The sequence below is a fragment of the Streptomyces sp. NPDC014676 genome, assembly GCF_043084105.1.
Lineage (GTDB): Bacteria > Actinomycetota > Actinomycetes > Streptomycetales > Streptomycetaceae > Streptomyces.
Genome location: NZ_JBIBZI010000016.1, coordinates 82,795 through 104,436, shown reverse-complemented (window position 1 = coordinate 104,436; position 21,642 = coordinate 82,795). Strand labels below are relative to the sequence as shown.

The window sequence follows — 21,642 nt, the reverse complement described above, 5'->3', positions numbered from 1 at the left end:
CGGCACCGGCGCCCACCGGTGCCGTCCGCCCCGCGGGCCGCCGGCGGAAATCCCCTACCGCCGGCGCCCGGGGAAGGCGGAGACTCGTCCCATGGCTGACATGGAGTTGTTCCGGGACGCGGTCACCGCGTGGGCGGCCGGTGGCCCGGGCGGCCCCGCGCGCGGGCTGGCGGCGCGGCTCGACGTCCGGACGGCGGTCCTGCTCGAAGGACTGAGCGACGCCGCGGCGGTCGACGCGCTGGCCGCGGGCCGCGGCCGGGACCTGGCGGCCGAGGGGGTCTGCGTCCTGCCGATGGGAGGCGCGATGAACATCGGGCGCTTCGCCCGTCTGCTCGGGCCGCCCGGCCTGGGCCTGCGCCTCACGGGGCTGTGCGACGAGGGCGAACGCGGTTACTACGCCCGCGGGCTGGAGCGGGCCGGTGTCGCACGGCGGGAGTTCTTCGTCTGTGCCGCGGACCTGGAGGACGAACTCATCCGCGCGCTGGGGGTGACGCGGGTGGAGGAACTGGTCCGGGCGGAGGGCGACCTGCGCCCCCTGCGGACCTTCCTGAGCCAGCCCGCCCAGCGGGACCGCACCGCACAGGAGCGGTTGCGGCGTTTCCTCGGCACGAAGAAGGGCCGCAAGATCCACTACGGTCGTGTTCTCGTCGAGGCCCTCCACCCCGAGCGCGTACCCGCCCCGCTCGACGGTCTGCTCGCCGGCCTCTGACCGGTGGGCGACGGGCCGGGGAAGGACCGGTCGCCGAAGAGGACACGGCCGGCCGCGGCCCGGCCGAGCGGTGTGCGCAGCAGGGCGAACGCCGCGGTGGACGCGGCCGGTGTCCGTATGTGCGCCAGGCCCCTGCGCAGAGTGAGCCGGCCCCGGAACCGCGCGCGCAGGGCGGCTCCGCTGTAGTGGGCCAGCGCCTCCGGCCGCCCCGACCGCAGCGCGTCGTCGAGGACGGAGGCGGCCAGCTCCGACAGTCGCAGGCACGGATCCAGGCCCCCGGCGGTGAGGGGCGAGACCGCGCCCGCCGCGTCCCCCACCAGGAGTCCCTCGGCACAGGCGATGCGGCGCAGCACCCCGCCGACGGGGATCGGGCCCCCGCGTCGCTCCACCGCCTCGGGCCGGTCCACGCCGGCCAGCCCGGGGGCCGAGGCGCTGAACCGCTCCATGGTCCGGCGCAGGCCCTGGGGGAAGCGGTCGGCGTAGCCCGCGACCCCCACGTGGGCGTGCCGCCCGTCGTTGACCACCCAGGCCAGGTACCCGGGGGCGAGCGAGGGGTCGAGGATGCAGTGGAAGGTCGGGGGTTCACCGCTCGCGGGCACCTCGAAGACCTCCTCGGCCCCGATCAGCAGCCGGCGGTTGCGGTCGAGGCCGAGGTCGCGGGCGACGCTCGAACGCGCTCCGTCGGCGCCGATGACGAAGCGCGCCCGGACCGCGGCCGGCCCGTCGCGGCCCACCAGGCGGAAGGTGCCGTCCCGCCGGCCGGCGTAGCGGGTGCCCAGCGCCAGCCGCACGCCGGCGTCGACCGCGGCGGCGGCCGCCGCCTCGTACAGCGGCGCCATGTCCCCCACCCGGAACTCGTCACGGTCGCTGACCAGGCTGACGGGGCGGCACAGACCGGGCGGATACAGCACCACGCGCCGGATCGGCGGTCCGAGGTGCTCATCGGGCAGCGGAAAGTCGTCGAGCGTCTTCCGCACGAAGATCCCGGTGGTGCGGATCGCGCCGCCGAGGGCGGTCCGCCGTTCGGCCAGAAGCACGTCGTGGCCCCGCCGGGCGAGCAGTGTGGCGACGTGCAGGCCGGCCAGTCCGGCACCGACCACCAGCACATCCGTTTCGGCCGTGTCTCCGGGGCGGTGGGGGGTGGGGGTTGCTGTGGGCATGGCTGTGCTCCTTCAGGCCGTCGAAGGCGAACGCTTCGATCGAATCACGATGGGAAACTATCGAGATTCGATAGATGCGGCAAGCTCGCGGATACGGCTCGGGCTCGCGTCGCACCCGCCGCGCCGGGTGTGAAGCGGGCGTGAACCTTGTTCGCCGAACGTGGGAAGTGGCCTGTGCGCGCCCTGGCCGGCGGCCGGACCGGCCTGAACACTGGTCGGGTCGGTGACCGATCGGCCGAGGCCGGAGAGGACACGCCCATGAGGTTCAGCTACGCCCTGTTACCCGACTATCCGCTGCGGGATTCGCTGGCGTCCATCGAGCTCGCCGACGAACTGGGCTTCTACGCCTGTTACGCCGCGGACGAGACCTGGCACAAGGACCTGTGGCTGCTGTTCGCGGCGGCCGCCGGCCGGACCCGCACCATCCGCCTGGGACCCAGCGTCTCGCCCGTCACCCTGCGCGAGCCCACACTGATCGCGCAGGCCCTGGCCACACTCGACGAACTCTCCGACGGCCGCGCCGAGGCCGTGCTGTCCAGCGGCAACTTCGGCCTCCTGGCGCAGTACGGCATCGACTGGACCCGTACCCGGCCCCTGTCCCGCGTCAAGGAGGCACTGCATGTGGTGCGGACGCTGCTGGACGAGGGCACCATCACCCACCGCGGCGATTTCTACTCCTACGACGGGCTGTTCACCTTCGCCCGCCCGGTCCAGCGGCACGTACCCCTGAAGCTCGGGGCGATGCGGGGACCCAAGTCCTTCGAGGCGGCCGGTGAACTGTCCGACGGCTGCCACCACGCGCTGAGCTACACCGCGGAGGCCTACGCGTACGCGGTCCGCCACATCAAGGCCGGCGCGGAGCGGGCGGGCAAGGACTGGCGCTCCCTCGACATCGGCGCCTGGGTGGTGTTCGCCACCGGGCCCGACTCCCGGTCGGCGAAGGAGGCGGCCCGCAGCATGGTGGGCATCTACGCCTCCTCCATGCCCGAGGAGCAACTGCGCCGCAACGGCGTCGAGCCCGCCGAGCTGAAACCGGTGATCGAGGCGATCGGCGCCGGCGATCTGGCGCGGGGCATCGAACTCACCACGCCCGAGGTCGCCGAGCGGCTGTCCGTCGCGGGCACCCCGGCCGAGTGCGCGGAGAAGATCCGTACCCAGATCGCGCCCAGCGGCGTGAACCACGTCATCTGCGCCGTCACCGACCGGCGGCTGGTGCGGGCCTTCACCGGCCGGGATCTGGCGGACGTGGCGGACGCGGACGACCAACTGCGGCTGATACATCAGGAGATCATGCCCGTGCTGACATGAGGTGAGGACCCGGACGCGGTCGCCCATACCCACGCGATGTTCCCCCGTGCGGAGGACGGCTGCGGCAGCCACCGCTGCACCGCCCGAACGCCTGGGAGGCCGTACTCCCGAGAGGTGCTGCTCCGTCCGGCGGAATCCGTCCCCCCGACGGAGCAGGCCCGGGAGTTCACCGGCCCGCCGCCGGGTCACCGTGGTACGACAGCAGACGGTGGCAACGGACGGATGTGCACATGTCGAATTCCCGCCGGTCCGTGAGCCGGCGCAGTCTTCTCATAGCCGGCGGGGCCGCGGCGTCCGTGACCGCCGCCCCCGACGAGTCCCGCGCTCTCGCCCGGGGGACGGTGAGACCGACCGACACGGCAGGTGACGACGCCGCCTGGCGGACGAAGATCGATGTCCATCACCATGTCACCGCTCCGGCATGGGTGGACTGGGCGGAGCGCGAAGGCCTGCTGCGGCGGCAGGAACTGCTGTGGTGGGCGCGTTGGGACGTGGACTCCGCGCTCGATGTGATGGACCGGGTGGGGATCGCGACCGCCGTCCTCAATCCCACCATGCAGGACCGGTACCGCACCCCGGCCCAGGCGAAGGAGGGGCTCACCGTCGTTTTCGAAGCGCTGACCGACCTGACGCATGAGCACCCGGGCCGGTTCGCCTTCCTCTGCCCTGCCCTCCTGGATCACCCCGAAGTCACCACGTGGGCCCTCCGCCGGGCCTTCGACGACCTCGGCGCCGTCGGAGTGAGTGTGAAGGCCAACTACAACGGTGTGTACCTCGGTGATCCTTCGTACGACCGCTTCCTCGCCGAACTCGACGAACGCTCCGGCGTTCTCTTCACGCACCCCCTGGATCTCCCGGGCAGACCACCGGGGGTACCCACCGTTGCGGGCATCCCGAATTTCATGTGCGACTTCGCGTTGGACACCACGCGCGCCGCGGTCAATCTGATCCGCACCCGGACACTCGACCGGTACCCGCGTCTGTCAGTCGTCCTGCCGCATGCCGGCGGGTTCCTTCCTCACATCGCCACCCGTATCGACGCCTTCGGTGGCTTCTGCGTCCCGCCCATCGACGCCGCCCGTGTGCGGGACTATCTCCACCGCTTCTACTACGACACGGCCGGCCCCCTCTCCCCCGCGTGCACCCTGGTGGCCACGGCCGGTGCCGACCGGATCCTGTACGGCACCGACTGGCCGGCCGCCTCCGCCGACATCATCACCGGCTTCACGGGGCCGGCCGTCGAGGCCGACCACGCGTTCACCGATCACCAGCGCCGCGGCATCTACCGCGACAACGCGCTACGCCTCGTCCCCGCGCTGAAGCGCGCCTGCGGCATCACCTGATTCCGGGGACGGCAAGTCGTTGGCGCAGCGGAAGCCCAGGTTGGCCGAGGACGACTCCGGGGTGTTGGAGGAGCGGGCCGCGACCCGGCAGCGGTTGCAGTAGGAGTCGTGGCAGAGGTACGAGCCGCCGCGCAGGACCCGTGCGGTTCCGGTGTCCGGGCCGCGGGTCCTGTGGGGCGGAGTGGGCGTAGTAGGTGGGCGAGAACCAGTCGGCGCACCATTCCCACACGTTGCCGGCGGTGTTCCACAGGCCGAAGCCGTTGGGGCGGTAGGACTTCACCGGCGCGGTGGTGAGGTGGCCGTCCTCGGCGGTGTCGGTGTGGGGGAAGCGTCCCTGCCAGATGTCGCAGCGCCAGCGGCCGTCGGGGGTGAGGTCGTCACCCCAGGCGTAGCGGCGTCCGGCCAGGCCGCCGCGTGCCGCGTACTCCCACTCGGCCTCGGTGGGCAGGCGTTTGCCCGCCCACCGGGCGTAGGCGGTCGCGTCGTTCCACGAGACGTGGACGACGGGGTGGTTCTGCCGGCCGGTGATGTCGGACCGGCCGCCTTCGGGGCGGCACCAGTGGGCGCCCCCCGACATTGATCCACCAGGGCGTTCCGGCCGCGGCGCCGAGGACATCGGACGGGTCGGCGTCGACCACGAGGCGGAAGACCGCCGAGGAGCCGTGGCGTTCGGCGTCGGTGACATGGCCGGTGGCCTTGACGAAGACCGCGAACCGGGCGTTGGTGACGGCGGTCTCGTCGATGTGGAAGGGCTTGAGACGCACCGGGTGGACGAGGGTCTCGCCGTCGGCGCGGTACCCCTCGTCGAAGGCGTCGCCCATGGCGAACTCGCCCCCGGGCAGACGGACCTGCCCGCGGGTCGAGCGCTGTCCCGCGTCGGGTACGGCCGTCGGCGCGGGTGGCACGGTGAGGATGACCGGTGTGTCGGCCGGGGTGCAGCAGGAAGGGTGATGACTGGTCATGGAGGACACCGTCACGACGACGGACCTCCCGAGGTTCCAGCAGACGCCCTACTCCCCCGAGCCGTACCTCGAGGGCGCGTACGTGTTCACGTACAAGGGCAGGTACTACCTGGTCCACGCCTCGTGGGACCGCACGTCGGTCGATGCCTACGGAAGCACGCGCAACGCCTACGACCCGCCCGGGGCGGGCCGCGTGCAGTACCAGTACGACGCGATCGTCGCCGTCTCGGACAGCTTCGAGGGCCCGTACTCCGAGCGGTGGACCGCGGGTGTCGGCGCCGGTCACAACAACTTCTTCGAGGACCACGGGGGCGGCCTGTGGGCGACGTTCTTCCGGAACCCGGCCCAGGGCTACTGGAAGGACCCGGAGCGCGTCGCCGACGCCGCCGTGCCCGGTGTCGTACGGCTGGAGTGGACCGGCAGGAAGGATGCCCGCCTGTACGTCGAACGCCGTGATGCGGGCCGATGACAGGCAGTTGATCCGGTGAGCGGCGCGGTTCGCCCTGCCCCGCCGGTGGCTCGCGGAGACCGGAGCGGCAGGCTGGGAGCCGAATCCGCCGCACCGCGGGGAACCCCGGCCCGGTCCGGGCGGCTCGGGCTGCCGGGCGGCACCGGCGACCGGCGGGACTTCCCGGCCGGTCACCGGCCTCCGGCGGGCCGTGGTGATCGAGATGTAGGCGAGGAGACGTGCGCGTACGGTCGAACGGTGGACCCCCGAAAGGGTGACCCGGCATGACCAGAAGCAGTCCGCGACCGGCCTCCGCACCGCAGAACGCCGCCCAGGACACCGGCGGCGGTGGAAACGTGATGGCGCTGCTGGTCATCGCGTCGTGTCAGCTGATGGTGGTGCTGGACATCACCATCGTGAACATCGCGCTGCCGCACATCCAGCGCTCCCTGGACTTCTCCACCACCAGCCTGTCGTGGGTGGTCAACGCCTACACCCTGACCTTCGGCGGTCTGCTGCTGCTCGGCGGCCGGGCCGGTGACATCCTCGGCAGACGGCGCGTCTTCGTCGCCGGCGTGCTGCTCTTCGTACTGGCGTCGCTGCTCGGCGGGCTCGCCCAGAACTCCGGCCAACTCCTCGCCGCCCGCGCCCTCCAGGGCGTGGGAGGCGCCATCGCCTCCCCGACGTCCCTCGCCCTGATCAGTACGACCTTCCGCGAAGGGCCGGAACGCAACCGGGCCTTCGGGGTCTTCGCCGCGGTGTCGGCGGGCGGCGGCGCGATCGGACTGCTCGCCGGAGGTGTGCTCGTCGAGTGGCTGAACTGGCGGTGGGTGCTCTTCGTCAACGTCCCGATCGGGCTGCTCATCGCCCTCGCCGCACCACGCTGGATCAAGGAGTCCGAACGCCACCCGGGCCGCTTCGACCTCACCGGCGCGCTGACCTCCACCGCCGGCATGGTGCTGCTGGTCTACGGGTTCATCAGGGCCGCGCAGGACGGCTGGCGGGACGCGCTCACCCTGGCCTCGTTCGCCGCGGCCGTCCTCGTCCTCGCCGGGTTCGTCCTGGTCGAGAGGGGGTCGAGACAGCCGATCACCCCGCTGCACATGTTCGCCGACCGCAACCGCGCGGGCACGTACGGCATCATGCTGTGCCTGGCCGCGGCGATGTTCGGCATGTTCTTCTTCCTGACGCTCTTCGTGCAGAACGTACTGGACTTCAGTCCCCTGCGGGCCGGACTCGCCTTCCTGCCGGTCAGCGCGGTCATCGCGATCGGTGCCGGGCTGGCCTCACGGTTCCTGCCCGTGTACGGGCCCAAGCCCTTCATGGTCGGGGGCGGTGTCCTCGCGGCGGCGGGCCTGGGCTGGCTGACGCTGACCGACGTCCACTCCACCTACGCGGGCAGCGTCCTCGGGCCGATGCTGGTCTTCAGCCTCGGCATGGGCATGGAGTTCGTGTCGCTGACGCTGATGGCGCTGTCGGACGTGCCCGTGCGGGAGAGCGGCGCGGCCTCCGGCCTCCTCAACGCCACCCAGCAGGTCGGCGGCTCGCTCGGTCTGTCCATTCTGGTCACGGTGTTCGGTACGGCGAGCAACAACGAGGCGGAGAAACAGGTTCCGCTTTTCCTGCGGCAGGCGACCCCCGCCGAGCGCCTGCGCTTCCGGCGCACCGGGGAGCTGCCACCGCCCTGGGCCGACGAGGTCCTCACCTCCGGGGTCTCGGCGGCCTTCGTCATGGCGGCGATCTTCGCCGTGCTCGCCGCGCTGATCGCCGTGGTGGCCATCCAGGTCCGCCTCTCCGACCTGCAACGCCTTCAGGGCGGGTGAGGGCGCCTCCCGCTACCTTCCGTACCGGCGGACCTTCAGGTCCGTGACCACGGGCCGGTGGTCCGACGCCTCCGTCGCCACCGTACGGGCGCCGGTCACGCGGACGCCGGGCGAGACGGTGATCAGGTCGATGCGCTTGACCGGGTCGATCGCCGGGTACGTCCCGCCGGCGTCGGGGGCGGCGTCCCGCAGTCGCTCCCACAGCGGCGCCAACTCGGGGGCGGTCGCCTCGGCGTTGAAGTCGCCGACCAGGATCTTCGGTCCGCGGTCGGCGGCCAGGACGCCGAGCATGTCCGCCACCTGGGCCTCGCGGACCGACGGGTCGGCCCGGTAGTCCAGGTGCGTAGTGTAGACGTGCACGTGGGCACCCCGCACATCGACCACCACCTCGGCGAAGCCGGGCGCCGGGGCCGGTATCGGATCGGGTGTCTGGGTGGAGAGCCGGGTGATCTCGTGGTTCTCGGCGGCGAGCACCGGGTGGCGGCTCAACACGGCGACGCCGAACTGCCGCCGCTCACCGCCCTGGTCGGCCGGGTCCAGGTCGTAGATCGGTGCGAAGAACACCCGCATGTCCAGCTTCTCGGCCAGTGCGCGTGCCTCGTCGGCGAAGTCGCTCCGGGCACCCCAGTGGACGTCTACCTCCTGGAGGCCGATCACGTCGGCGTGCAGGTCGCGCAGGGCCGTCGCGGTGCGGTCCAGGTCGAAGACCTGGTCCTGGCCGGCCCCGGCGTGAATGTTGTACGTCGCCACCCGCAGCGGCACCGCGGGGGCGTGTGCGCCGGGAGCACCGGCGGCCGTGGCCGGTGCGGCCGTGATTGGCAGGACGGCGGCGAGTACGACGGCGAGTACGGCGGTGGCGCGGACAGGACGTCGGGATCTGGGCTTCACACCTTCTCCAGGTCAGGTAGGGGCAGGACCGGCACAGTGCGTTCCGTGGGGGCTTTCGTCCGTCGTCGCAGCACCGTACCGTCCGGTCGGGGCCTGCCGGAATCTCCCCGTGCGCCGTCGCGGGCGCCCGGTTCGGGGTGCCGGGCGTCGGCGCCGGAACGGGGCGGGCCACGGTGACGAGTCCGTTTCCGTCGCGGGCCGGCGTGCACGCCGCGGAGTGAAACGGTGTGTCATCCCGGGTTCATGACGGTGTGCGGGCTCCCACGTCCCGGGCGCACGCCGTCGGACCGGCTTGTAGCATGGTCGCGCAGGAGCCGGAAGGGGCGACCATGCGCACCGGGGACGACACCGATTCCCTCGAGCGGGCCACGGGGGATTTCATCGCGGCACGTCCGCGACTGTTCGGGATCGCGTACCGCGTGCTCGGCAGTTCCGCGGAGGCCGAGGACGTCCTCCAGGAGGCATGGCTGCGGTGGCAGAACACCGACCGCGGCGACATCCACGAGCCCGCGGCCTTCCTGACCACGATCACCACGCGCCTGGCCATCAACGTCGCGCAGTCCGCGCGGGTGCGGCGGGAGTCCTACGTCGGGCCGTGGCTCCCCGAACCGGTCGACACCGGTCAGGATCCGCAGCTGGGCGCGGAGCGTGCCGAGGCGCTGGAACTGGCGGTCCTCCTCCTGCTCGAGAAGCTGAACCCGCTGGAGCGGGGCGCCTATGTGCTGCGGGAAGCCTTCGACTACCCCTACAAGCAGGTCGCGGACATCCTGGAGACCAGTGAGGCCAACACACGGCAACTGGTGAGCCGTGCGCGCAAGCACCTTGCCGCCGAGCGCAGGGAACCCGTCAGCCCCGCCGATCACCGGCGCCTGCTGGAGGTGTTCCTCGCCGCCGCGCAGAAGGGCGATCTGGCGGTGCTGGAGAAGGTCCTCGCCGCCGACGTCGTCAGCTACGCGGACGGCGGGGGCATCCGGGGCGCGTCGAAGATCCCGGTCGTGGGACGTGACCACGTCGCCAAGTACCTCACCGCCTTCGCGCCTCGGTTCTGGCCACCGGCGCGGACCCGGTGGGTCGAGGCCAACGGGCGGCCGGCCGTGCTCGTCTCCGTCGGCGAGAACGCCGTGGCACTGCTGTCCGTCGACGTGTCGGCGGACGGGATCGACCGGATCATGTGGGTGATGAACCCGGACAAGCTGTCTGCCTATGTGGCGTCCCTGAAGGGCTGAACCGCCTCCGGGCGCGGGCCCCGGGCTCTTTGGGGCCCGCCCGTGCCGGGCCTCCGTACTCGAAGCGCGTCCGCGCCGGCCGCGTCGTACGGAATCCCCCGTCGTGCCGGCCCTGACGGGACGGCGTCCGGGGACCGGGTCAGACCTTTTCGGCGGCCCGTTCCGCGGGGACGGGCCGGCCCTCCGCCGGAGGGGCGGGCGCCTTGTCGAGTTCCGTGAGCATGGTCTTCGTGAAGCCGAAGCAGTAGGTGGCGAGGAAGCCCGTCGCATAACCGACGAGCAGACCGGCGGCGTAGACGGCGACCGTCCGCGCCGGACCGTGGTCGCCGTCGAGGAGCGGGAACAGTGCCCACCCGGAGGGGCCGATCGCGGTCGAACCGACGTCCGTGCCCAGCTGGTTGAAGAGGCCGACGAACGCGCCGCCGAAGGCTCCGCCCGCGCAAGCGGTGATGAACGGACGCCCCAGGGGGAGGGACACGCCGTAGATGAGGGGCTCTCCGACGCCGAGGAAGCCGGGCCAGAGCGCGGACTTGACGGTCGTCCGGACCGAGGTGTTGTGCGGCAGCCGGTAGTAGACCGCGATCGCCGCACCGACCTGTCCCGCGCCCGCCATCGCGAGGATCGGCAGCAGGACGGTGAAGCCGGCGCCCTCGATGAGGGTCGTGTGGATGGGGATCAGGGCCTGGTGCAGGCCCAGCATGACCAGCGGCAGGAAGAGGCCCCCGAGGAGGAACCCGGCACCCGCGCCACCGTGGGACAGCAGCCAGTCGGCGGCGTCGCCGATCCAGGTGGACACCTCGCCGGCGAGGAACATCAGACCGAACAGGGTCGCCAGTCCGGCCACGAGCACGGTGACGGTGGGCGTCACCAGGACGTCGACGGCCTCGGGCACCCGGCGCCGGCACCACTTCTCCACGTACACGCCGAGCCACGCGGCACCCAGGGCACCGAGTACGCCGCCCTGTCCCGGTGAGAGGTGCCGGCCGAACGCCTCGACGTCCGCCACTCCCGCGTAGACGACGACCGACGCGACGGCACCGCCCAGGATCGGCGTACCGCCGAACTCCTTGGCCGTGTTGTGGCCGACGAAGACGGCGATCAGCGCCATGAACCCGGACGCCACGGCGGTCAGGGCCGGGGTGATTCCCGGCAGCCAGTGCAGGTTGACCAGCAGGCCGTTCAGGCCCGCGATGATGCCGCAGCCGATGAGCGCGGGAATCAGCGGCACGAAGATGTTCGCGATGCGGCGCAGGAACAGCTTGAACGGCGTGGCGTTCCTCGCCTTCCGTTCCGCCCTGAGCGCCGCTCCCCGCTCGGCGAGCGCCTCGGCCGTCACGGGGTCGCCCCCGCGGTCCGGGGCGGGGGACGCCGTCGCGGCCCCGGCCTTCTCCGCCTCGACCAGGGCCTCGAACTCCGGGGTGACACGCGCCACCGCTCCCGGTCCCAGCACGATCTGGTAGGTGTCGTCCTCGACGACCCCCATGACCGCGGGGAGGGCTTTGAGCCGCTCGTCCTGTACGAGGGACTGGTCGCGCAGTCCCAGCCTGAGACGGGTCATGCAGTGGGTCACCGACGTCACGTTCTGCGCGCCTCCGACCAGGGGGAGGATGGCGGCAGCGGTGGCGTGATGCTTGTTCTCTTCGCTCATGGTGCGGTCATGCCTTGCTGTGAGGGGGAGTCGGCGCGTCTTTGAAATTTTCTTTCCTGTGTTCCGCTCGAAATTGAAAGATATTTTCAGCACCCCGGAGCGTCAAGCGCCCGAAAGCGGCAGGCCGGCCGCACACCGTTCGCCACCGTGTCGACCGGACCACGTGAACGCCGGAGCGGTGACGCACGTCACATCGGATTGGTGTCACGGGGAGCCACCCCCACCCGGTCATCCGGGTGTAACCGCACTACGGAGGATGGATCCCCCATGGACGCTCGCATCGACCTCTTCGGCAACGCGCTCGCCGGCAAGGTGCTCAAGCACATCAACTCGGCGAACAAGGTGGTGCACGACTCGGCGCTGCCGGTCGCGACCCAGGAACTGGTGAAGATCCGCGCCAGCCAGATCAACGGCTGCGGCTTCTGCACCGACATGCACACCAAGGACGCCACCGCCGCGGGCGAGACCCAGCAGCGCCTCAACCTGGTGGCCACGTGGCGTGAGGCCAAGGTCTTCACCGAGGCCGAGCGCGCCGCCCTGGAACTGGCCGAGCAGGGCACCCGCATCGCGGACGCCGCCGGTGGTGTCACGGACGAGGCCTGGGCGGACGCCGCGAAGTACTACGACGAGGACGAACTCGCCGCGCTGATCTCGCTGATCGCGATCATCAACGCCTACAACCGCATCAACGTCATCAACCGGCAGCCCGCCGGCGACTACCAGCCCGGCCAGTTCGGCTGAGGCGCCCACCCCGGCACCGGCGGACGAAGCCGGGAATGGACACGGGCAGCACGTCGTACGTCCTCGACGTACTGCCCGCCCCGCTGTCCGTCGGCGGTGCGCGCGGGAGGGTCGTACAGATCACACTCTCTTAAATAGGAATATTAGATGCCAATTAACTAGCATGCTGCTGCGCGCGATCCACGAAGCACGTCAGTGCCGATCAAGGAGCCAGAGGATGCTTTCCACCCAGTCGATCCCGGTCGTCCGGGCCACGTTGCCCGCCGTCGGGGGCTCCCTCGGCAGCATCACCGAGCTGTTCTACCGCCGGATGTTCGAGGAGCGCCCGGATCTGCTGCGCAGCCTGTTCAACCGGGCGAACCAGGCCAGCGGCGCCCAGCGCGAGGCCCTCGCCGGCGCCGTCGCGGCCTTCGCCACCACGCTGGTGGAGCGGCCCGGTGAGCGTCCCGACGCCGTCCTCGGACGCATCGCCCACAAGCACGCCTCCCTGGGCATCACCGCCGACCAGTACACGCTCGTGGGCCGGCATCTGATGGGGGCCGTCGGCGAGGTCCTCGGGGACGCCGTGACCCCCGAGGTGGGAGCCGCCTGGGACGAGGTGTACTGGCTCATGGCCAACGCGCTGATCGCCATGGAGGCACGGCTGTACGCCGGAGCGGGGGTCGAGAACGGGGCCGTCTGGCGGGACATGGAGATCGCCGACCGCGTCGAGGAGTCGGTCGACGCGGCCTCCTTCGAGCTGCGCCGCCCCGACGGCGATCCCACCGAGCCGTTCACGCCCGGCCAGTACGTCAGCGTCCAGGTCGAACTCCCCGACGGGGCGAAGCAGATACGCCAGTACAGCCTCTCCTCCGCTCCGGGCCGCAAGACCTGGCGGATCACCGTGAAGCGGGAGCGCTCCGCCGACGGCCGGATGCCCGAGGGAGAGGTGTCGTCCTGGCTCCACGCGCACGCCCGCCCGGGTGACCTCCTCAAGGTCTCCCTGCCCTTCGGCGACCTGGTGCTCCCCGAGGGCGACAGCCCGCTGCTGCTCGCCTCCGCCGGCATCGGCGTCACGCCCATGCTGTCGATGCTGGACCACCTGGCCGACACCGCGTCCGAGCGCCACGTCACCGTCCTGCACGCCGACCGCTCCCCCGCCCGCCACGCGCACCGCCTGGAGACGGAGGAACTGGTCGGCCGACTCCCGAACGCCGCGCTGCACGTGTGGTACGAGACGCCCGGGGAGCAGGTGCCGCCCCACGTCCACGAGGGCCGGGCCGATGTGACCCGGCTGACGCTGCGGGAGGGCGTCAGCGCGTTCCTGTGCGGTCCGCTGCCCTTCATGCGGGGCGTCCGCGGTGACCTGCTCACCCAGGGGGTCGGCCCGAAGGACATCCACTACGAGGTGTTCGGCCCCGACCTCTGGCTCAGCAAGTAGGACCGGACCGAAAGGCGGACCGTCACCCGGACGATCCGCCTTTCGGCGTCACACGCGCGCTCCGCCTTGCCGGCCGCAACAGTGGCACTAACGTGTTGCCGGACAGGCCATGAACACCCTGTCGCTCCTTCCCGGAAGGGCACACCATGCGCATCGCAGTCTTCGGCGGTACCGGACTGATCGGGTCGAAGGTCGTCGAGAAGCTGAACGCCGCCGGTCACGAAGCGGTGCCGCACTCGCTCTCGACCGGGGTGGACGTGCTCACCGGTGAGGGGCTGGAGAAGGCCGCCGCGGGCGCCGACGTGATCGTCGACCTGACGAACTCCCCCACCTTCGACGAGGCCTCACCCGCTTTCTTCCGGACCTCGATGGAGAAGCTGCTGGCCGCCGCGGAGAAGGCCGGAGCGCGTCACTTCGTCATCCTCTCCATCGTCGGTGTGGACCAGGTGCCGGAGCTGGACTACTACCGGGCGAAGGCCCTGCAGGAGGAGCTCCTGGCCGCCGGGCCGGTCCCGTACTCCATCGTGCGCGCCACCCAGTTCATGGAGTTCGTGGACGCGATCCTGTCCTGGACCACCGAAGGGGACACCGTCCGTCTGCCCGGCACCCCGGTCCAGGTCATCGCCGCCGAGGACGTGGCCGACGCGGTCGCCTCGGTGGCCGCGGGCGCCCCGCTGGGAGGAATCCGCAACATCGCGGGCCCCGAGGTCCTTCCCCTCGACGAACTGGGCCGGGTCACCCTGGAGGCCCGTGGCGACACCCGTCACACGGTGGTCAGGGACGACGGCGCCGGCATGTTCGGTGCCGTCCGCGGGGACGTCCTCACCGGCAAGGACGACGCCCGTCTCGCCCCCACCCGTTATGACGACTGGATGGCCGTCCACACGCGCTGACCCGGTCCCCGGCGCCCGCAGCCGCTCCCGTCCGTGCCGCAACGGTGCCGACGCCGTCGGCGACAAGCTGTGGTGGGAAGGCCGAGGACGAGGGGAACACATGATCTCTGGAGCCCGCACAGCGCACACCACCGAGGTCACCGCCGAAAGCCTCCAGGAGGAACTGGACCGCCTGAAGTTGCAGAAGCAGGCCCTGGAGCGGGAACTGGCCGCCGTCGTGGCCCACGTGGACTCCGTTCAGCGGGCTCTCGGCGCCCTCCAGGTCCCGATGCGCGACCCCGTCCCCGCGGCCCCGGCCGCCGCGGCGGAACCGCCCCGAGCGGACGCACCCGCCGACGCGGGCGCGGACGGGCGGAAGAGGTACGGCCGGCTCACCGAGCAGATCCTCGACCACCTCGCCACGGTGGGGGACGCCGACGTACGGGCCCGCGATGTGGCGGCGGCCCTCGGACGTGACACCGACAGCGGGAGCATCAACGCGGTCCGCAGCACCCTCGACCGCCTCGTCGCCACCTCCCGCGTCCGGCGCAGCGGCCGGGGCCTGTACCGCGCCAAGCGCTCCTGATCCTCCCGCGGTTCCGGGCCCACCCGGCACAGAAAGGGACCGGGCCCACAACATTCCTGGCGTCACAGTGTTCTGAGTACTCGGTGTCATGGATGTGGTGACCGGGTTCCTGGTGCCCGGCGGGCGGCCGATGGTGCACTACGATGCCCCAGGTGCCGCCCCGGCCGCCGGTGACTTCTCCGACTTTCCTACGAACAACGGGAGTTGGGCCGATCCGGGGTCGCGAGCGCCCTCCGGTTCCCCCACCATCAGGAAAGACGCGGATGCGGATCAAAGATGTGAGCCTGGCGCTCGCCGGCTCCACCCTGCTCGTCACCCTGGGGGCCGCTCCGGCCCTCGCGGACGGTTCCTCCCTGCCCGCCCCCGACCTCACCGCCGTGCGCACCGTGCACGACACGGCCCTCTCACAAGGCGCTCCGGGAGCGCTCACCCGGATCGACGAGGGTTTCACCACCTACCGCGTCGCCACCGGGGAGGCCGACACCGGCACCCACACGGCGATGGACACCGGCCGCCGGTTCCGCGTGGGCAGCGTCAGCAAGACCTTCACCGCGGTGGTGCTGCTGCAACTCGCCGCCGAAGGACGCGTCGACCTCGACGCCCCGGCCAACCGCTACCTGCCCGAACCGCTGCCCGACGACCGCATCACCGTACGGCACCTGCTCAGCCACCGCAGCGGCCTGTACGACTACACCAACGACATGTTCTTCCACACCGTCCCGGGTTTCGAGGCGGTCCGGAACAAGGTCTTCAGCTACCAGGAGCTCATCGACCTGTCGACCGCGCGCCCCCTGAACAACACGCCGGGCGCCGCCTACAGCTACTCCAACACCAACTTCGTGGTGCTGGGGCAGATGATCGAACACCTCACCGGCACCCCGGTCGCCACCCAGTACCAGCAGCGCATCTTCGCTCCCCTGCGGCTGCGGAACACCTCGTACGTCCATCCGCGCACGACCCTCTCCGGCTCCTACTCCCGCGGTTACCTCCGCCCGGACGACACCACGCTGCCGCTGGTCGACTCCACCGAACAGACCGTCTCCTGGGCCCAGTCCGCGGGCGCGGTCGTCTCCAACGGCAAGGACCTCAACCGCTTCTTCTCCGCGCTGCTGTCCGGCAGGCTCCTGCCCGCCGAGCAGTTGGAGGAGATGACCACCATGGTCCCGGTGACCGCGGACGGGAAGCAGTCCTACGGGCTGGGCCTCAGGGCCCGCACCCTCTCCTGCGGCACCACCGTCTACGGCCACACCGGCACCGTCCAGGGCTACTACACCTACGCCTTCACCACCGGCGACGGCGCCCGCAGCATGACTTCCCTGGCGAACACCTCCAACAACGGGACCGTGAACGCCACACTCGGCGCCACGCTGGACGCCTCCTTCTGCGGCTCCGGTACGGCCGCCGCCAAGTCCACCGCCCCGGCCCGCGGTTACACCGAGGACATCGCTCCCCAGGTCACCCGGAACTGATCCGGCGGGCCACCGCATGCCCGTGCCCCGGCCGGACGCTTGTCCGGCCGGGGCACGGGAGGGGTATCAGCCCGTCGGCTGCTCCATGCGCGTGCCGACCCGGGCGCGCACCGCCTCGATCTCCTCCCACTGCTCGGTCGACAGGGCCGCCAGGGCGGCCGGGAAGACACCGTCCTGCTCCTTGAGGATGTGCTCGCGCAGCAGGTCGAGCGCCCGGATCAGCCGGTCCGGCCAGGCGGCGTCCCGTGGTGTGCCGTCCGCGGCCTCTCCCAGCACGGCCTCGATGCGGCGGTGTTCCGCCTCGAGCGCGGCCATCTGCTCGGGGAAGTCGTCGGCGAGGGCGGGGAACAGCCCGTGCTCCTCGACCTGGGTGTGGGGCTCCAGTACGGCACCGATCCGCCGGGCCAGCCGGGCCATCAGGTCGATGTCACCCGCCCGGCGGGCGTCCCGGACGTGGCTGATCAGGTCCACCACCGCGTCGTGCTCGCGGGTGAGGTCGTCGATCGCGGTCAGGGACTGGCAGCCGCAGTACTCGTACATGGTGTGGGCTCCTCAAAGGGGGGTGACGGTCAGTTCGAGTGGACGGCGTGGACCCGTCGGGTGGCCCCGCGGCGTACCCCGGTCGCGGTGTAGGCCAGGGCCGCCGCGGACACCAGGGCCAGCAGCACCAGGCCCAGGGCGTAGGAGCCGTACGCGCCGTGCAGGGCCCCCATGAGCAGCGGCGGCAGGAAGCCGCCGAGGCCGCCGGCCGCACCGACGACGCCGGTGATCGAGCCGACCTTGCTCGCCGGGGCCAGCAGCGCCACGAGGGCGAAGACGGCGCCGCTGCCGGCGCCCAGCGCCGCGGCCATGGCCAGGAAGGCGATGGTGCCGACGGGGGCCAGGGAGGGCGTGAAGGACTGGGCGAGCGCGCCGGCGACCACCAGGGCCAGTGAGCCGGTGAGCACCCGTACCGGACCGATGCGGTCCGACAGCCAGCCGCCGACCGGCCGCATGGCCACGGCCAGCAGCACGAATCCCGCCATCCGGTTGGCCGCGTCGGCCTGGGTGAGACCGTAACCGGTCTTCAGGTAGGTCGGCAGGTAGACCGAGAAGGCGACGTAACCGCCGAAGGCCACCGCGTACAGGGCGGACGCCTGCCAGGTGATGCCCAGCCTGAAGGTCGCGGCCAGCCGGCGGGCCAGCGGCTCGGTCGGCACGGTGCGTCCGGGGACGTCGCGCAGCAGCAGGGCGGCGACCACCGCGTACACGGCGAGCGCCGCGGAGGTGATCAGGAAGGGGTTGGCCATCCCGTGGGCGTCGACCAGCTTGACCGTGGTGAGGGCACTGATCGCGGTGCCGCCCATACCGGCGCCGAAGACGCCGATGGCCAGGCCCCGGCGCCCGGGCGGGAACCAGGCGCTGACGAACGGCACGCCGACGGCGAAGGAGGTGCCGCCGATGCCGAGGAAGAAACCGCCGACCAGCAGCGCGGCGAGCGAGGAGTGCCCGGCCAGTCCCAGATAGAGCACGGGCACGATGGTGGTCACCGAGACCAGCGGGAACATCACCCGTCCGCCGAACCGGTCGGTGAGCGCGCCGACCGGGATGCGGCCCAGGGAGCCGACCACGACGGGGACCGCCACCAGCAGCGACTGCTGGAACGACGACAGGTCCAAGGAGTCCTGCAGCCGGGGGGCGAGGGGGCTGAGCAGTGCCCAGGCCCAGAAGTTGAGGGCGAACCCGGCCGTGGCCAGGGCCAGCATCAGCCAGGCCCGGCCGGTCACGGCCGCACCGGGTTCCGGTGCTCGATTCGACTTGCTCGACGGCTGGAGCATGCCGCCTGTCCTCCCTGTTCGCGGTGCGGCCCGGATCAGTCGGTGCCGCGGGTCCCGGGCTGTGTCCCGGTGTCCCGCCCTCACTATCGGCAGCGGAGGGTGGTGAACGGGTGGGCCGTCAGTCCTCATCACCAGGGCCCGGCGGTCCCCGGACCGGGGTCCGGACGGCGGGCGGCACCGGTCGTTCGGCCGTCCGGGCGGGCCGCGGCACGCGGGGTGCCCTGCGCCTCGGGGCCGTAGCCGAAGCGGATCAGCACCTGTGGGCGGCACCACCGGGTGCCGGGGACCCGCATCGCCTCGCGCAGGTCCGGCCACTCCATGGCCTGGTGGAGCAGTGAGGTCCGTACCCCGTGCGCGGTGGCCACCAGCAGCGCGCGTTCCAGGGCCTGGCCGGCCGCGAGCCAGTCCCGCGGCCGGTCGCCGACGGTCCACAGCAGGGCGACCTGGGCGTGCCGCTCGAACCGCGTCCGCGACCGTCCCGGCACGGGCACCCGGCCGGTGAAGTCGCGCATCGGCATGCGTCCTGCGGCGTCCAGCGGGCGGGCGGCGGTGAGCGGTATGCCGTACGGGCCCGCCCCGGGCGGGGCGACCCAGGCGCGGCTCTCGGCGGTACGGGCCTCGTCCGTGGCGTTGCGCAGTTCGGCCGCCGACGTCACCCGCAGCAGGCGGCGGGTCTGGAGGATGTCCGGGACGTACAGGCGGGCGCCCTCGGCCCGCGCGGCGGCGGTCATGTCGGCGACGACCGGTTCGGGCACCGGGCGGCCGGTGAACGGCATCCGGCTGGAGTGGCGCCGTGCCACGGCCGGGTACAGGGCGCGGTGGGCCGGCGGGGAGCCCGTGGTGACGGTCAGCCGCACGGTGGCCAGCAGTTCCGGATCGCGGGGGTCCGGCAGCAGGTGCGGTACGGGCTCCCAGCCCAGGTGGGCGGCGGCGACCCGCAGGTTGAGGACGGCCGAGCCGGCGGACAGGTGCAGGGCGCGTCCGTGCGGGTCGGCCAGCGCCAGGGCCCGGCTGCGGTCGGCGTGGACCGTGACCGCCCGGGTGTCCAGGTCGAAGCCGAAGCGCCAGGGCTGGGTGTTGTGGATCGAAGGCGCCGCCACCGCCGCGGCCAGCAGCGTCTCCAGGGCGGTGGCGTCTATCTCCTTGGTCTGCACAGTGGCTCCTCGCTGTCCGGAACCTCCGGTGTGGAGGAGTACGGCCCGTGGCCTCCACCCTGCGTCGCCGTCGGGGGCGGGGCGAGGGCCGCCCGGCCCCTCGCCCCGCGCCGAGGGGCCCTGGGATCTTCGGGGCGGGCGTCCGGGCGGGTCCGGCGGCGCCCTGAAGGGGCGCGGGACCGTACCGGCGTGCGGCCCGCCGCGTGGGCGCGACCGGCCACGACGGCGCCGCGGACGACCGACGGCACACCGCCGTACTTCTCCGGCTGCCGGCGGAGCGTTCAGGTGGCCGGCAGGGCGGCGGCGAGGAGGACGACGCCCAGGGAGCCGACGAGGGAGACGACGGCGAGGGCGCGGGCCAGGTCGGCGCGGTGTCGCGCGTGCGCGATGCCGTGGCCGGCCGCGGCGGCCATCACCAGGATGAACAGGGCGAGTTTGGCGGCCAGGGTACGGCCGTAGCCGGGTTCGGCGAGGGAGGCCCACGTGACGCCCTTGTGCCAGGCCATGGCGATGCCCGTGCCGAGCTGCACCGGCAGGAACAGGGCGCCGGTCAGCATCCCGAACCGGCGTCCCGCCTCGGCGGTGAAACGGTCCTTGGCGTCGGGGTCGAGCAGGCGCCTGGCGAGCGGCAGGATGACCAGGGACAGGGCGAGCTGTCCGCCGACCCACAGTGCGGCGCCCGCCACGTGCGCGAAGCGCACCAGGGACCAGGGACCTACGGTGTCCACTACCGGCTCACCTCCACGGTGCCGTGTGCCCCGGCCTCGGCATGCCGCATGTCGTGGTCGACGAAGGAGCAGTGCCCGGCCCCGGGGAACGTGGTCTCGACGAAGCCGCCCTGGGCCGGGGCCAGGTCCAGCACCTGCGCGCCGCCGGGCCGGTCCGGTGTCAGCAGGTAGGCGCCTTCCTTGTACACCGTGTCGAAGACGGTTCCGACGATGTGGAAGGCCACCGGGTCGGCCGGTCCGGCGTCGACCACCCAGAACCGGGCCCGTTCCCCGGCCTTCACGGTCAGGGGCCGCTTCGCGTACTGGGCGGCGACACCGTTGAAGACCCAGGCGTCGGGGGTGCCCTCGCGCATCCTGGTCACCTGGGCGGTGCTGCCGGGGGTGCCGAGGTAGAGCTCGGAGGAGACCAGGAGGTACTCGTGGTCCACCTCCTCCAGGTCGGGCGGGTCGATGACGACGGCGCCGTACATGCCGTTGCCCATGTGCTGGAGCATGGGGGCGGTGCTGCAGTGGTACAGCCAGGCCCCGGCTCTCTCCGCGCGGAAGCGGTAGACGAGGCGTTCGCCGGGCCGGAGGGTGCGCATGGGCCGGTCGGGGGCGAGGGATCCGGCGTGGAAGTCGATGCCGTGGCCCATGGTGTCGTCGTCGTTGACCAGGGTGATCTCGAAGACGTCGCCGACCTTGCCGCGCAGGGTGGGGCCGGGCGCGGTGCCGCCGAAGGTCCACATCTGCTGTTCGACGCCGGGGGCGACCTCGGCCGTGGTGCGGGTGGCGCGCAGTTCCAGCCGGTGGATCCGTCCCTCCGGTGCGGGGGCGAGGCCGGCCGTGCGCGGCCGCCAGTCCGGGGAGAAGTCCGCGCCGAGGTCGAGGCCCGTGCCGTCAAAGGAGTGCCCGCCGTGGCCGTCGTGGCTTTCGGCTGCGGCCGTCCCGCGGACGACGATGTCCAGGGTCATGCCGGCCGCGCGGTGTCCCGGCAGGGTGCACCAGGCCTCGCGGTCCTCGGTGACCGGCCCGAGGTCGAGGGTGCGGCTCTGTCCCTGGACGAGCAGCGGGGTGGCGGGGCCGTTCTCGACCTTGAGGTCGTGGCGCTGCGCGTCGGTGTTGGTGACCTTCAGACGCAGGGCGGTCCCTTCGGTGACGTCGATGCGGGCGGGGCGTACGCGCATGCCGTCCAGGGTGACCTCGACGGTGCGGGTGACGGCGGTGCCGCTCGCGGTGTCCGGCCCGTCCGTGTCCCCGCCGCTGTTGGCGGCGAGCACGGCCAGCACGGTCAGGGCCGCTCCGGCCGCGGTGCCCAGCAGGGCGGGCCGCCGGGAGGGGCCGTCGTGGTCGCCGCTCAC

At 72.2% G+C, this 21,642-nt stretch carries 18 protein-coding genes and 2 pseudogenes; 11 read left to right on the top strand and 9 right to left on the bottom strand.

What is annotated here, in order from left to right; genetic code table 11:
- Positions 1–91 precede the first annotated feature (91 nt).
- Complete coding sequence (locus ACF1DX_RS32815; protein WP_391794799.1) at positions 92–709, top strand: TOPRIM nucleotidyl transferase/hydrolase domain-containing protein; 618 nt, start codon at positions 92–94, stop codon at positions 707–709.
- On the opposite strand, the gene ACF1DX_RS32810 is transcribed toward ACF1DX_RS32815, so the two are convergent.
- Positions 631–1,869 carry an FAD-dependent oxidoreductase gene (locus ACF1DX_RS32810; protein WP_391794798.1) on the bottom strand — a complete coding sequence of 413 codons (1,239 nt, stop codon included), beginning with the start codon at positions 1,867–1,869 and terminating at the stop codon, positions 631–633. The two genes, ACF1DX_RS32815 and ACF1DX_RS32810, sit on opposite strands and share 79 nt — an antisense overlap.
- 258 nt (positions 1,870–2,127) lie before the next feature.
- Between ACF1DX_RS32810 and ACF1DX_RS32805 the strand changes: the two genes are divergently transcribed.
- Positions 2,128–3,177, top strand: coding sequence for an LLM class flavin-dependent oxidoreductase (locus ACF1DX_RS32805; RefSeq protein ID WP_391794797.1), 1,050 nt, complete (start codon positions 2,128–2,130; stop codon positions 3,175–3,177).
- A 230-nt stretch (positions 3,178–3,407) separates the two neighbouring features.
- Positions 3,408–4,520: an amidohydrolase family protein gene (locus ACF1DX_RS32800; protein ID WP_391794796.1), complete on the top strand. Its 1,113-nt coding sequence runs from the start codon at positions 3,408–3,410 to the stop codon at positions 4,518–4,520.
- On the opposite strand, the pseudogene ACF1DX_RS32795 reads toward ACF1DX_RS32800, so the two are convergent.
- Positions 4,476–5,482 (bottom strand): annotated as a pseudogene (locus ACF1DX_RS32795) (formylglycine-generating enzyme family protein). The gene ACF1DX_RS32800 and the pseudogene ACF1DX_RS32795 sit on opposite strands and share 45 nt — an antisense overlap.
- On the opposite strand from ACF1DX_RS32795, the pseudogene ACF1DX_RS32790 reads away from it, so the two are divergent.
- Positions 5,481–5,951, top strand: a pseudogene (locus ACF1DX_RS32790) (hypothetical protein); the annotation flags it as partial. The pseudogenes ACF1DX_RS32795 and ACF1DX_RS32790 sit on opposite strands and share 2 nt — an antisense overlap.
- A gap of 263 nt (positions 5,952–6,214) precedes the next feature.
- The gene (locus ACF1DX_RS32785) at positions 6,215–7,753 is read left to right on the top strand and encodes an MFS transporter (RefSeq protein ID WP_391794795.1); all 1,539 of its coding nucleotides are present in this window, start codon (positions 6,215–6,217) and stop codon (positions 7,751–7,753) included.
- 12 nt (positions 7,754–7,765) lie between these two features.
- Here the strand turns inward: ACF1DX_RS32785 and ACF1DX_RS32780 are convergent, their stop codons facing one another.
- Positions 7,766–8,641, bottom strand: coding sequence for an endonuclease/exonuclease/phosphatase family protein (locus tag ACF1DX_RS32780; protein ID WP_391794794.1), 876 nt, complete (start codon positions 8,639–8,641; stop codon positions 7,766–7,768).
- 329 nt (positions 8,642–8,970) lie between these two features.
- Here ACF1DX_RS32780 and ACF1DX_RS32775 point away from each other — a divergent pair, with 329 nt between their 5' ends.
- Positions 8,971–9,867, top strand: coding sequence for an RNA polymerase sigma-70 factor (locus ACF1DX_RS32775; RefSeq protein ID WP_391794793.1), 897 nt, complete (start codon positions 8,971–8,973; stop codon positions 9,865–9,867).
- A 139-nt stretch (positions 9,868–10,006) separates the two neighbouring features.
- On the opposite strand, the gene ACF1DX_RS32770 is transcribed toward ACF1DX_RS32775, so the two are convergent.
- Positions 10,007–11,515, bottom strand: coding sequence for a PTS transporter subunit EIIC (locus ACF1DX_RS32770; protein WP_391794792.1), 1,509 nt, complete (start codon positions 11,513–11,515; stop codon positions 10,007–10,009).
- Between the two features lie 267 nt (positions 11,516–11,782).
- Here ACF1DX_RS32770 and ACF1DX_RS32765 point away from each other — a divergent pair, with 267 nt between their 5' ends.
- The 5 genes from ACF1DX_RS32765 (at position 11,783) to ACF1DX_RS32745 (ending at position 16,603) form a co-directional block, all read left to right on the top strand.
- Positions 11,783–12,256: a carboxymuconolactone decarboxylase family protein gene (locus tag ACF1DX_RS32765; protein WP_391794791.1), complete on the top strand. Its 474-nt coding sequence runs from the start codon at positions 11,783–11,785 to the stop codon at positions 12,254–12,256.
- 217 nt (positions 12,257–12,473) lie between these two features.
- Complete coding sequence (locus ACF1DX_RS32760; protein WP_391794790.1) at positions 12,474–13,676, top strand: globin domain-containing protein; 1,203 nt, start codon at positions 12,474–12,476, stop codon at positions 13,674–13,676.
- 146 nt (positions 13,677–13,822) lie between these two features.
- Positions 13,823–14,569 (top strand): SDR family oxidoreductase, encoded by a 747-nt coding sequence (locus tag ACF1DX_RS32755; protein ID WP_391794789.1) that lies wholly within the window; start codon positions 13,823–13,825, stop codon positions 14,567–14,569.
- 100 nt (positions 14,570–14,669) lie between these two features.
- Complete coding sequence (locus ACF1DX_RS32750) at positions 14,670–15,134, top strand: hypothetical protein (protein ID WP_391794788.1); 465 nt, start codon at positions 14,670–14,672, stop codon at positions 15,132–15,134.
- A gap of 263 nt (positions 15,135–15,397) precedes the next feature.
- The gene (locus tag ACF1DX_RS32745) at positions 15,398–16,603 is read left to right on the top strand and encodes a serine hydrolase domain-containing protein (protein ID WP_391794787.1); all 1,206 of its coding nucleotides are present in this window, start codon (positions 15,398–15,400) and stop codon (positions 16,601–16,603) included.
- Between the two features lie 66 nt (positions 16,604–16,669).
- On the opposite strand, the gene ACF1DX_RS32740 is transcribed toward ACF1DX_RS32745, so the two are convergent.
- From ACF1DX_RS32740 to ACF1DX_RS32720, 5 genes are all read right to left on the bottom strand, one after another.
- On the bottom strand, positions 16,670–17,143 hold the full coding sequence (locus ACF1DX_RS32740; RefSeq protein WP_391794786.1) for a hemerythrin domain-containing protein: 474 nt from the start codon (positions 17,141–17,143) through the stop codon (positions 16,670–16,672).
- A 29-nt stretch (positions 17,144–17,172) separates the two neighbouring features.
- Entirely contained in the window at positions 17,173–18,420 is a 1,248-nt protein-coding gene (locus ACF1DX_RS32735; protein WP_391794785.1) for an MFS transporter, read from the bottom strand.
- A gap of 128 nt (positions 18,421–18,548) precedes the next feature.
- On the bottom strand, positions 18,549–19,574 hold the full coding sequence (locus ACF1DX_RS32730) for an Acg family FMN-binding oxidoreductase (RefSeq protein ID WP_391794784.1): 1,026 nt from the start codon (positions 19,572–19,574) through the stop codon (positions 18,549–18,551).
- A 281-nt stretch (positions 19,575–19,855) separates the two neighbouring features.
- On the bottom strand, positions 19,856–20,302 hold the full coding sequence (locus ACF1DX_RS32725; RefSeq protein WP_391794783.1) for a hypothetical protein: 447 nt from the start codon (positions 20,300–20,302) through the stop codon (positions 19,856–19,858).
- A complete protein-coding gene (locus ACF1DX_RS32720) occupies positions 20,302–21,642 on the bottom strand; it encodes a multicopper oxidase domain-containing protein (RefSeq protein ID WP_391794782.1) in 1,341 nt (446 codons plus the stop codon). Before ACF1DX_RS32720 ends, ACF1DX_RS32725 begins: the two co-directional genes overlap by 1 nt.